A 10,453-nucleotide genomic window follows, 5' to 3' on the forward strand; every position below is an offset into this window, starting at 1 on the left:
ATGGTAACCCCCCGGCTGTGCCGGGGGACTCTCCGAGGTTTGACCTATAAGTCGGTCAATTGGATTCTAAGAAACTTGATCAATAGTTTAGAGAGTCCAAAATGAGAGAGCATCTAAGTCTGAGTCACACGAGGTAGAATTGCAAATATCACGTGGCGTTTATTCCGAAGCGGAGGCGTAAAGTGATGTTCGGCCAACTGAGAAAGCATTTGGGAACGATATTCCACGAATTGGCAAAGCAAAAGGGCTGCGAGATTGCGGAGGGCCATTTGATGTTGGATCACGTTCACATGTGCCTGAGCATTCCGCCGAAAGATGCAGTATCCAATGTGGTTGGTTTTATTAAGGGTAAGAGTGCGATTTCGATTGCGCGGATTTTCAGAGGAAAGACGAAAAACTTCACTGGGGAAAATTTTGGGGCAAGAGGCTTCTTTGTATCAACGCTCGGTCTTGATGAAGAGATTGTTCGCAATTACATCCGGGAGCAGGAATGTGAAGATGAGCCTTACGAGCAGTTAAGTCTTTGGAAAAGTTGATTGCCTTCAGGCGATTCCCGTATCCGCCCCTTTGAGGGGCTAACAATAATAAGCCCCCGGCTTTGCCGGGGGGTGATTTAACCTTCTACAGCATCTCGCGACAGATTAGACATTCAGGTATATATAGCAGGGCAATCGCGCTTACATTTACCGGTCTTGCTTTTCTGGGACGATTAAGATAGAAGTTGACAAACTCAAGCATTCAGCTTGTCGGAACAACATAGGGATTCACGTTTGCTGCTTTGAGCAAATAACCGCGTTTATTGTAACCAGTTTCATCAGCCGTAGACTAGGTTTTCCAGAACGCTAATGCTCAGTGATAGTCATGTCTAATTTTGAGTTATCTAAAAGCTCGTAGCCTCAAAATAAGCCATTGCTATGAAAAAAACCGCCCATTGGGCGGTTTTCGAAATGATCACTTATTCGAGTATTAAGCTGTTTTACGTTTATTTGCTGCCAAGCCCAATATGCCAATACCAAGCAATGCCAGCGAGGCAGGCTCAGGAATTGGCGAGACTGTGCCGTCTAGGTTTGTTGACCGGTAAGCATAATTATTACCGTCTTGGCCTATAACATCAATCAACGTAGTTGGGTTTGGAATTGGGGGGTCGATGTTGGTGTCAAGTCTGAATAGTCTGCCAATTTGGTCTGCAGCATCGACTCCACCAATGTTTAGAAAACCTGTATGTGCAAAGACGAGCTCATAAGTCAATATGACATCTGCTGGTAAAATTGATGCGCTGTCCAGGATTAAACCGAGAACTTGCACGTCTCGATTGGTGCCGTCGTTTAATCCAGTATTGTTTGCATAATCATCGAACCAGATGTTGAAAATTCCTGTAGTGTAGCTAGGCAAGCCCAGGAAATTGCTGCCATCGGTGGGGATGGTTCCATTTAACTGGTAATCAACACTCAAGCCCCAGGTGGTACCAAAGCCTTCGGTAGCAGAAAAAGGTACTTGGGGTGGTGTAAGTGGCGACAAATTACCTAACGTTACTTGCCCAAAGGACGGTGCGGGAATTACTGGGTTAGAGCCTGACAGAAATGCGGCATTATTTGTATCAAGAATATTGCCCGTAAAAGCACCTCCAGCGTCTTTTTCATATAAAGATGTGGCTCTAAACTGGTTGAAGCCGAATTCGGTGAAAAGGCCAGTGATAGTGTCGGCGTCTGGACTAAAAATGCCCGAGTTTCCAGGATTCCCAAAAGGGGTGCCACTGCTGGCGCCGCTGCCTATGTTGCCTGCGCCGGCACCGGTATTGATAACTCCTACATCAAGGTACATTTGGATTTCGGCGGCGCTAGCGATGCCGGACGAAATAGTTGCAGCCAATGCGACTGCAAGTTTGGTCTTAGTGTTCATGGATTTCTCCTCTAATGTGTTTTAGTTTGCATTTTTCTTTAAGCACAAAAGGTGCCATGTTTGTAATGTATTGAATTATATTGATATTCATCTTTAATGATCGAAAATTATTTTGTTTGGTGTAAAGAAAACTGACAAATGCATATTAAAAGGGGGTGTAAAAAGGGGCCGGAGCCATTTAAAAGTTGACTTTGACTTCATGGTATCCTTTCCGCATTACTTATATGGAACTGGAGTCCTGAAATGGCTTTGGCAAAAGACGATCTTGAGCAGAAGAAACTCTAATCAGGGATAGCATTTCCGAGCGTTTGCCGGCCCAGAATGTTAATGTACGTTACGAACTGGATTTACGGGAACGCACCATTCGCGTGCCGAAGAGGAACTGAAACATCAGCGGGAGTTGATGCAGGAAGGTTTAAAGCAAATGGAGAAGCGCTTCGAGCAAGTGCATGGCGAAATTATGGCTATTCACAATGAAATGAAACAGTTGATGAGATGGGGTTTTGGAACCTTGATTGCCGTGGGTAGTTTGATTGTAGCCGTTTTGCGGCTGGTGCCTTGATAGACTGTGCCCAGAAAGCCGCGTTTCTTTTTACCGTGGGTGCCGGTTCACGCCATTCAGAGAGGCAATAATCGGCAAGCGATCTTTTTTGCCGATGAGGATTATGCTCAATATCTAAGGTGCCTGAAACTGGCGGCGAAAAAACACGATTGCCGCATTCATGCTTATGTTCTGATGACTAATCATGTGCATTTGTTGTTAACGCCGACACAAGCACAAGGCGTCGGAGAGTTTTTTCAAACAATTGGCCGGCATTATGTGGCTTATATCAATCAAACTTACCAGCGAACCGGCACCTTGTGGGTGGGGCGATACAAGGCCAGTTTGATTGATAAAGAGCATTATTTGTTCAGTTGTTACCGCTATATAGAGTTCAATCCGGTTCGAGCGGGCATGGTGAGGCTGCCGGAGCATTATCCCTGGTCAAGTTTATCGCGCCAATGCTTGGAGGGAACCCAATGCGTTTTTATGCCCGCATCCGCTTTATTTGCAACTAGGGCAGGCCGATGAGCAGCGGCAAGAAGTTTATCGCGCGCTATTTGCCAACGAGATTGAAACAAACGATTTGGAAGGCTTAAGAAGTTGCTTGCAAAGTGGTACACCTTTGGGGGATGAACGGTTTCGTTCGCGGATTGAACAGGTTTTACAGATGAAGGTGGGCTATGAGCGCAGAGGTCGGCCAGCCAAAAATCAGGTGTAAGATTTTATGACACCTGTTTCTCGGGAGTGGGTTGAGCGTCGGTTACTGGTTTTTGATAAGTTATCGATGCCGGGATAATAGGTTGCTGTTGATACGCTACATGTTACTTGTGCTTCCCCTTAACATTGGTACCGGTGCCGCTGGTTGCAGTAAGATACAAACTATTAAGAATTTAATGGGCTCCGTTTATGAATGCTATTCCTTTTGACACTTTGCAATTCGCCAATCGCCTAAAAGCTGCGGGTTTTTCCGACGAGCAGGCGGCAGTTTTAACAGAGTTGCAGAAAACGGCTACCGGTAATACCTTGGAACAGGCAAGGCACGATTATCATTTGGATGATGTGCTTGCCAAACGGGATTTGAAGGAATTGGAGTCCGCATTGAAGCATGAAATTCGCGAATTGGATCATAAGATAGAACTGCTGCGGGCGGACACGCAGAGACAAATTGCTGAAAGTAAAGCGGATTTAACGCGTTGGATCATCGGCGCTGGTTTTTTGCAAACAACGCTAATTATTGGCGTATTGCTGAAAATAGCGCATCTGATTTAGACTCATAAGAGGGGATATCCTTTAAATTGGCCCAGTTGTAAAATATTCCGACAGTGTTGCCGGAAAGACCTGATTGGCTCTCGTTAAAGTTTCCGATACCCGTTTTAGTACCCCATTTGGAGTAATTGTTCTTATTGCCCTTTTAGGCAGTGTTTTATCTTTTTTTTCCGGGTTTTAATGAATCAAACCTTATTTACTCTAGTGTCATCGCTTGTTTAAACGCTGGAAGCAAAGTCGAGAAGTTATGATCCGAATAAAACGGTTGTTAGTAACATGTTTGTTGAGTATTTTGATGCGGAGTGCGTGGGCTTTTGATATTGCTGATGCGCCTGAATCGATGCGTTATTTGGCGGCCAATTACGAACACGGACGCGAAGGTTTAAAGCAGGATTACCAGCAGGCGTTTCAACTTTATTGTCAAGCGGCTTTAAAAGGTGATGCGGATTCCGCCTACAGTTTGGGTTTTATGTACTTCAATGGTCGAGGTAAACCGCGCGATTTGGGCTTGGCGGTGCGGTGGTTTAAACAGGCCGCCGATGCGGGCGATGTTCATGCCCAAAAAATGTTGGCACGTTATAGCGATTTATCTCCGGCTGAAGATTCAGCATGTAAGCAAGCGGAGCCGGAATTGAAGTTGGTGGCGGATGCCAATCCGAATAAACAGGCGGTGGCAAATTGGGTGAACCAAATAGCGCCGCGCTACGGTATCGATCCGGAATTGGTCATGGCGGTCATCAGAGCGGAGTCCGGCTTTAATAGCACCGCGGTATCCAATAAAAATGCGCAGGGGCTGATGCAATTGATTCCGGCTACCGCGGCGCGCTTTGGCGTTGCCGACAGTTGGGATCCCATTCAAAACATCAAAGGCGGTACGGCCTATTTACACTGGTTGATCCGGCATTTCGACGGCAAGGTGGATTTAGTGCTGGCGGCGTATAATGCGGGCGAGGGTGCGGTTGAGCGTTACCACGGTATTCCGCCTTATCGGGAAACGCAAAACTATGTCAAGCAGATTTTAGCCTGGTACGGTAAATCCCTTCATCCGATACCTGCGGATTTGTCGATTCCGCCGGTATCTCGGCAAAAAACCTGATCCAAGCGAAAAGAGTTGTGTCGGCAATGTTTGTCAAACCGTAACTATTCAGCGTAGGTTGGGTTACGCTCTATCGAGCTTTTATGCCCTTGAGGGCAAACCCAACCTACGCAATTGATCCGCATCCGCTGGCATTCACTAAATGGTTACCTCAAACCTGGTCCAGCTGGTGGCGAATCAGGTCTTGCAAGCCATGTTTTTCAACCAAACTGTATAGCGTCGGTCTTGCTATACCCAGTAATCTTGACGTTTCCGAAATATTGTAGTCGCTGTAGAGCAGGGCGCGTTTGATGGCCGACATTTCCGCCGCTTCTCTTACCGCCTTTAAATTCAACGGCATGGCATTATCCACTTGTTCTGACATTTCCATGTCTTCGAGTGTTATTAGATTGCTGTCGGAGAGAATCACCGCGCGCTTGAGTTTGTTTTCCAGTTCTCTAATGTTGCCCGGCCAGGCGTAGCTCTCCAGGGCCTGGGCCGTTTCGGGCGCAAAGCGTTTTTCTTTACAGTTGTTTTGCTGGCAGTAACGCTTTAACAAGGTATTGCCGATTGCCAGAATGTCGCCTTCCCGTTCGCGTAAAGGGGGGATTTCTATGCTGATTTCGCTGAGGCGGTAGTATAAATCGGCTCTGAATTGGTTTTGATCAATCAGCTGCTGTATGTTGCGGTGGGTGGCGCAAATAATGCGCACATCGACAGCAATTTCCTTTCGGCCTCCCAATCGCTCGATGACGCGCTCTTGAATGAAACGCAGTAATTTGGCTTGTAGCGCGAAGGGTAAGTCGCCGATTTCATCCAAAAAAAATGTGCCGCCTTCGGCATATTCAATCTTGCCTTTGGTTTGGGTAACGGCACCGGTAAAAGCGCCTTTTTCATAGCCGAATAGCTCGCTTTCCAATAAGGTTTCCGGAATGGCCGCGCAGTTGACCGCAATGAACGGTTTTTGGGCGCGGGCGCTTTGCGTGTGTATGGCTTTGGCAAGCAGTTCCTTGCCTGTGCCGCTTTCGCCCAGTAATAATACGGTTGCTTGGGTTGGGGCGATGCGGTCTATCATGCGCATCACCGATAGCATTTGCGGGCTAGTAGCTATGATGCCGCTGCTGAATGCTTGTTGTTGCTGTAGATTTCTAAATTCATTTTCCAATGCATGCAGGTGGAAAGCCCTGGCAATGATCATGTTGAGTACGTCCGCATCAACCGGTTTTTGGTAAAAGTCGTAGGCGCCCTGCGCGACGGCTTCAATGGCATTGCCGCGGTCGTCGTTTCCCGTGACAACGATGACTTTGGTATGCGGGGCTAATTCCAGCAATTCTTTGAGTGTGGCCAAGCCTTCGCTGGCATTGGTAGGGTCGGGCGGTAGCCCGAGATCGAGGGTAACGACGCGAGGCATATGGCGGCGCAAGGCGGTTATGGCTTCCGATCGGTTGTTTGCCAGGATGATGTCGTATTGGTCCAAGCTCCATTTAAGTTGTTTTTGCAGGCCGGGGTCGTCTTCAACAATTAACAGTAGGTTGGATGCGGTCATAAGATTTGGTTAAACCAAGGGTAATTTGATGGTGAATGTACTGCCCTGGCCGGGTTGGCTTTCGACTTCTAATTGCCCGGCATTTTTTGAAATAAAGTCTCTGGCCTCGTATGCGCCAATTCCCATGCCTGCATTGCCTTTGGTAGTGTCGAAAGGTTTGAACAGCCGTTCGGCGATAAATGACGGCTCCATGCCTACTCCGTTATCCATGATTTTCAGTACAGCATAATCAGCTTGTCGGGTTAATACAAGCTTCACCCAGCCATCCGGTTTTTGGGCGGCGTCTTGAGCGTTTTGTATCAGATTGGTGATGACACTGATGAGTTTATTTTGATCCGCTTTTATCATGCATTCGATAAGGTCGGTTTCAACCTCAATGGCGGGTGTGCCGTTGTGTTGACGCGCTATATTTTTGATGATAGCGGCCAAATTAGTTAGTATTGCAGCCGAAGGAGAAGGTTTTCCCTGCTTTAATTGTTCCACAATATGCTGCATTTTGTTAACCGCGTGATTGAGTGTATCGATAGCGTCATCGAAAAAATCCGAGTTATGTTTGTGTTTGTCAGCGTTTTTTACGACCAAGGAAAGTTGGGCGGCAATGTTCTTCAGGTCGTGCACTAAATAAGCCGACAGGCGGTGATAGGTTTCGAATTGCTTGTTATTGGCCAGGGCTTCGCTGGCTTTATTCAGAGCTAGAGCGTTAGCGAGTTGCATGCCGACGGTCTTAAGCAGGTCATGATCCTCCCAGTTTAATTTTCTGGGCGCTCTTGGCTGCGTTAAAACGACAAATGCTTCAAGGTGTTGTAAATGAAATAGAGGCACGATCAACCATACCTCGCTATCTTCATAACACCATGGGCTAAGATCGATGTCGTCGTATACTTCCGGGGCGTGGGCTAATTCGTAAAAATCTATAACCCATTGTTTCTGTGTCAAGTAAATTGGTAAATGCGGCTCTGCTTTTAGGCTGTCGAGTTCTTGCTGGGTTAGATGTAAGTTGTGTGCCGCGGCCAGAAAGAAATGTCCTTGATCGTTTTTAAGCCATAGCCCGCCGCCGCTGCTTTCTACAAGGTTTGTGAGCGTGCTGATGATAAAGTCCTTAAGTTCATCGAGCGACTCAAGTTTTGCGAGAGCTTGGCTGATTTTTAGCCATTCCTCGCGATAGTCGTAACTGTAGTGAAAAAAATGCTTGCCAAAATATACTTTTGCCAAGGCTCGGATTTTACCGGAAGTGAATGATATGACGAGTAATACAATAGCTAGAAAAATAAAAATGGTTTGAATGGATTCTCCCCATTCGGCATTCGCTTGTTTTAAATAGAATCCCGTGGCTGACATAAGAATGAGGTAAACGCCGCAGCCGAATAAAATAGTGGTGTAAAAAATCGTTTTTCGTGGAGCGGAAGAGGCCGCTTGCGAGGTGAGGGCGTCGAGCCTGGGTAGTGCGAGCGCAAGACACGGCGCTATCAATACGTTAATGATCCCGCGCGATTGCCATAATGGCATGTCTAAATGTTTGTATAGTAAGGATTTGCTATACACAATCAGATCAATGGCAAATAAGGCTCCGATACCTAGGCACAAGAATTTCAAATGCCAGCGCAGACTTAACGGCGTGTTGCGATACAGTTGCTCAGTGAGGATTAGCCCAAAAATAGCGAACACTACGTGGGCAAAAAAACGAGGATCGACACGGGTTGTTTGCTGGATGAATTCCAATAAATCAGGAAAAGTCTCTATACTGACAGTAAGAAAAATGATTACGGTGGCGGGCAAGGTCGATTTGGCGCGGAGAACATATTGATAGCCAGCTGCGTTTTGTTGTTTGTATAACATGGTGCCAAGTAACAAAAACAATGCCGTGTTCCGTAAGGTTTCAAATACAAGTGTGTCGGCCAGAAAAAATTCATTGTCCTGAAGTGATCTTAAAGCGCTTGCGCTCCAGATCGCCGAAAGCAATGCGGCGAGTATGAATGGCCAATTTCGATTTTTTCTGAGCGAGGCAAAAAGAAAAAGTATGAAATAGGCTGCTAGACTAGCTAAGTAGCTAAAATAAATAAAATTTTCCATGGTTGAGGTGGATTATTAGACCTTTGGGTGGGGATGTCCGGTTGGCAACGAGGTATTATAGCTATTTGTTTTGGCATGTATTTCATATCGGTTAAGTGTATAGGTAAGTATGAAACAAATACTCGATGAAATATTAAGAAGTCCTCAATTTGCGGAAGGCGGCGCATGGAAGCATGCGTGGTATGGCGCGGGCGATAAAATCATCGAAAAAGGCGACGTGGGAAATACTTTGATCCTGGTTGAGGAGGGCGCGGTTCGGGTTTTAGGCGGTGCCGAACTGGAGGGCAAGGTTAGAATAACGCCGGGTTTATGCGATTTGCAGGCGGGTGCCGTTTTTGGCGATATTTGTCTGTATGGTTCTCATCGAAGAACGGCTTCTGTCGTGGCCTTAACCGATACGCGCGTATTGGAGATCCGTAGCGATATGTTGAGCGTGTATCTTGATGATCACCCAATTGAAGGCTATTTGTTTTTAAAGGCTCTTTTTGAAATCATGGCAGTCAGGTTGGAAACTGCTAATGACCGTATAGAAAAGCTGCTAGCCTGGGGCATAAAAGCGCATGATATTGATAAATATCTTTGATCTTGATGAATGGGCCTAGCTAATGAATGATAAGTCCGATTTAACATTGACGGAGAGTTTCGAGCGCTATTTCAAGGTAGAGCTGGCTGTATCCGATATTCAAAAGCAGCAAGTCTATGGAGTTAGGTACCGAGTCTACTGCGAGGAATTTAAATACGAAGCCGTTGATTTATTTCCGGATGGTTTGGAGACGGATGAGTATGACCAAGTGTCCCGGCATTGTTTGGTTATCCACAGAAGAACAGGAATGCCGGCAGGGTGTGTAAGGTTGGTGCCTGCTTTAGGAGGGCGGGATGAAATGCCTTTACCGTTGGAAAAATTTTGCGGTTCGAGTCTTAACAGTCAGCAAATTGATGATTTAGGCTTGGATAGATCGACCGTTTGCGAGATTTCCAGATTGGCGGTCGATGGGGCGTTCCGGCGTCGTAGCGGCGAATCGTTGACCCGGTTTGGCGAAATATCAGGTCTGCATTTTTCGGACCAAGAACAGAGAAGCTTCTCATTAATTGCCGTGGCGTGTTTTCTTGCCGCGACAGCCATGACTGAAATGGATAACAGAACCAATGTGTTTGCAATGATGGAGCCCTTTTTACCCCGGTTGATGCATCGGTCAGGGATAGATTTTCACCGGATCGGTAAGGATATGTATTATCATGGAATTAGGGCGCCTTATTTTATTACTACTCAGTCCGCGCTCGAGAATATGCACTCGGATTTATTTGATTTGTATGTTTGGATTAAGAACAATATTATTGAGTAATATTTAATTGTACGTGATTTTTTCGCTAAAAATAAATTTATCTGGGAGTCTATTGTGTCGTTCGTTCAATCAAATTTAACTAAGTTGTATTTTCCTGTTTTGTTGGTTAGTGCGATGATGTTATCAGCATGTGATTCCCCGGAAGAGTCGGCAGAAAATCACTTACAAAAAGGCAAGGAATTGCTGGATAAAGGTGAATATGACAAAGCTATACTCGAGTTAAAAACGTCCGCTCAAGGTAGCGATCAGCGTTCAGAGACTTATTATTACATGGCGTTATTGGATGAAAAATCTAATAATTTTAAGTCAATGAAAGACAATCTTCAGAAATCATTGGAACTTGATCCGAATAATATCGATGCAAGACAAAAATTAGGCAAGGTAAGCTTGCTCTTTGGGGATTTTGATAAAGCGATTGAGAATGCGGATTTTATTCTTAAAGTTAAGCCTGAAAATGAGGAGGCTAAATTACTAAAAGCCTCGGCTTTTATTAGACAGAAAAAAATAGAGCAGGCAAATGAAATAATTGAAAGTGTACTTTCTGCCAATTCTGAAAATATGGATGCGCTTTCATTGAAAGCAGCGCAGGCTTTTGAAAATAATAAGTTAGACGATTCGATTCAATTAATAGACGCTGCTTTGAGGCAGGATGAAAAAAATATTCCGCTTAGATTGTTTAAAATAAAAATACATGCAAAACAAAATAAATC

General features: G+C 45.5%; 10 protein-coding genes and 1 pseudogene. 8 read left to right on the forward strand and 3 right to left on the reverse strand.

Going from position 1 to position 10,453, the window contains the following annotated elements; genetic code table 11:
- The first annotated feature begins 101 nt into the window (after positions 1-101).
- Positions 102-536: pseudogene (gene tnpA, locus NP596_RS17370) on the forward strand (IS200/IS605 family transposase).
- A 430-nt stretch (positions 537-966) separates the two neighbouring features.
- Here tnpA and NP596_RS17375 read toward each other — a convergent pair.
- Positions 967-1,899, reverse strand: a complete 933-nt coding sequence (locus NP596_RS17375; RefSeq protein ID WP_256616657.1) for a PEP-CTERM sorting domain-containing protein — start codon at positions 1,897-1,899, stop codon at positions 967-969.
- 403 nt (positions 1,900-2,302) lie between these two features.
- On the opposite strand from NP596_RS17375, the gene NP596_RS17380 reads away from it, so the two are divergent.
- The 4 genes from NP596_RS17380 to NP596_RS17395 all read left to right on the forward strand — a co-directional run bounded on the left by NP596_RS17380 (position 2,303) and on the right by NP596_RS17395 (position 4,805).
- Positions 2,303-2,461 (forward strand): intracellular growth attenuator family protein, encoded by a 159-nt coding sequence (locus tag NP596_RS17380; RefSeq protein ID WP_256616658.1) that lies wholly within the window; start codon positions 2,303-2,305, stop codon positions 2,459-2,461.
- Positions 2,462-2,500: 39 nt separating this feature from the next.
- Positions 2,501-2,971 (forward strand): transposase, encoded by a 471-nt coding sequence (locus NP596_RS22100; protein ID WP_256616666.1) that lies wholly within the window; start codon positions 2,501-2,503, stop codon positions 2,969-2,971.
- Between the two features lie 378 nt (positions 2,972-3,349).
- A complete protein-coding gene (locus NP596_RS17390) occupies positions 3,350-3,712 on the forward strand; it encodes a CCDC90 family protein (protein WP_256616659.1) in 363 nt (120 codons plus the stop codon).
- Positions 3,713-4,049: 337 nt separating this feature from the next.
- Positions 4,050-4,805: a lytic transglycosylase domain-containing protein gene (locus tag NP596_RS17395; RefSeq protein ID WP_256616660.1), complete on the forward strand. Its 756-nt coding sequence runs from the start codon at positions 4,050-4,052 to the stop codon at positions 4,803-4,805.
- A gap of 151 nt (positions 4,806-4,956) precedes the next feature.
- Here NP596_RS17395 and prsR read toward each other — a convergent pair whose 3' ends face one another.
- Positions 4,957-6,330, reverse strand: a complete 1,374-nt coding sequence (gene prsR, locus NP596_RS17400) for a PEP-CTERM-box response regulator transcription factor (protein WP_256616661.1) — start codon at positions 6,328-6,330, stop codon at positions 4,957-4,959.
- Positions 6,331-6,339: 9 nt separating this feature from the next.
- The gene (gene prsK, locus NP596_RS17405) at positions 6,340-8,400 is read right to left on the reverse strand and encodes an XrtA/PEP-CTERM system histidine kinase PrsK (RefSeq protein WP_256616662.1); all 2,061 of its coding nucleotides are present in this window, start codon (positions 8,398-8,400) and stop codon (positions 6,340-6,342) included.
- Positions 8,401-8,509: 109 nt separating this feature from the next.
- Here prsK and NP596_RS17410 point away from each other — a divergent pair, with 109 nt between their 5' ends.
- The 3 genes from NP596_RS17410 to NP596_RS17420 all read left to right on the forward strand — a co-directional run.
- Entirely contained in the window at positions 8,510-8,983 is a 474-nt protein-coding gene (locus NP596_RS17410) for a Crp/Fnr family transcriptional regulator (RefSeq protein WP_256616663.1), read from the forward strand.
- Between the two features lie 22 nt (positions 8,984-9,005).
- Complete coding sequence (locus NP596_RS17415; RefSeq protein ID WP_256616664.1) at positions 9,006-9,743, forward strand: PEP-CTERM/exosortase system-associated acyltransferase; 738 nt, start codon at positions 9,006-9,008, stop codon at positions 9,741-9,743.
- A 54-nt stretch (positions 9,744-9,797) separates the two neighbouring features.
- Positions 9,798-10,453: tetratricopeptide repeat protein (locus NP596_RS17420; RefSeq protein WP_256616665.1), on the forward strand; the 656-nt coding region annotated here is incomplete at its 3' end.

This window comes from Methylomonas rivi (genome assembly GCF_024505165.1).
In the GTDB taxonomy this organism is placed as follows: domain Bacteria; phylum Pseudomonadota; class Gammaproteobacteria; order Methylococcales; family Methylomonadaceae; genus Methylomonas; species Methylomonas rivi.

What these genes read in the sequence shown, in the direction of transcription:
- NP596_RS17375 (WP_256616657.1), bottom strand. Translation starts at nt 1,899, where the DNA reads ATGAACACTAAGACCAAACTTGCAGTCGCATTGGCTGCAACTATTTCG.
- NP596_RS17380 (WP_256616658.1), top strand. Translation starts at nt 2,303, where the DNA reads ATGCAGGAAGGTTTAAAGCAAATGGAGAAGCGCTTCGAGCAAGTGCAT.
- NP596_RS17390 (WP_256616659.1), top strand. Translation starts at nt 3,350, where the DNA reads ATGAATGCTATTCCTTTTGACACTTTGCAATTCGCCAATCGCCTAAAA.
- NP596_RS17395 (WP_256616660.1), top strand. Translation starts at nt 4,050, where the DNA reads ATGCGTTATTTGGCGGCCAATTACGAACACGGACGCGAAGGTTTAAAG.
- prsR (WP_256616661.1), bottom strand. Translation starts at nt 6,330, where the DNA reads ATGACCGCATCCAACCTACTGTTAATTGTTGAAGACGACCCCGGCCTG.
- prsK (WP_256616662.1), bottom strand. Translation starts at nt 8,400, where the DNA reads ATGGAAAATTTTATTTATTTTAGCTACTTAGCTAGTCTAGCAGCCTAT.
- NP596_RS17410 (WP_256616663.1), top strand. Translation starts at nt 8,510, where the DNA reads ATGAAACAAATACTCGATGAAATATTAAGAAGTCCTCAATTTGCGGAA.
- NP596_RS17415 (WP_256616664.1), top strand. Translation starts at nt 9,006, where the DNA reads ATGAATGATAAGTCCGATTTAACATTGACGGAGAGTTTCGAGCGCTAT.